Origin of the sequence: Anaerotignum faecicola (assembly GCA_024460105.1) — a bacterium.
Classification (GTDB): Bacteria; Bacillota; Clostridia; order Lachnospirales; family Anaerotignaceae; genus JANFXS01.
This window is the reverse complement of sequence record JANFXS010000653.1, coordinates 1-379: the sequence shown is the minus strand read 5'-3', so window position 1 is coordinate 379 and position 379 is coordinate 1. Positions and strand designations below refer to the sequence as shown.

At 44.1% G+C, this 379-nt stretch carries 1 protein-coding gene; it reads right to left on the bottom strand.

Features of this window, described 5'->3' with window-relative positions; translation table 11 throughout:
• Positions 1 to 291: chromate transporter (locus tag NE664_15860; protein ID MCQ4728110.1), on the bottom strand; the 291-nt coding region annotated here is incomplete at its 3' end.
• Positions 292 to 379 lie beyond the last annotated feature (88 nt).

Sequence of the window (379 nt, the reverse complement as noted above, 5' to 3'; positions counted from 1 at the left end):
CGACAGAATCACAAACGGCGGAAGAATCGTTCCCAGTATGGATACCAGCATGCCCGGTACCCCCGCCAGCTTATAGCCGACTACAATGGATCCGTTGACGGCGATTGCCCCCGGCGCGGACTGGGCAATGGCAATCAGATCCAGCATTTCCGTTTCATCGATCCAGTGATATTCATCGGCAAATTTCTTTTTCATCAGAGTCACGATCACGTAGCCGCCCCCAAAGGTAAAAGTTCCAAGCGATATCATGGAAAGAAACAGCTTCCACAAAATTCCTTTTTCTCGTTTCATATTGTACTTCCCTCCTCTTACCTACAGTATATTTCCACTTGATTAATAAGTAAAATAGTATTATTATATCAAATATATAACGTTTTCC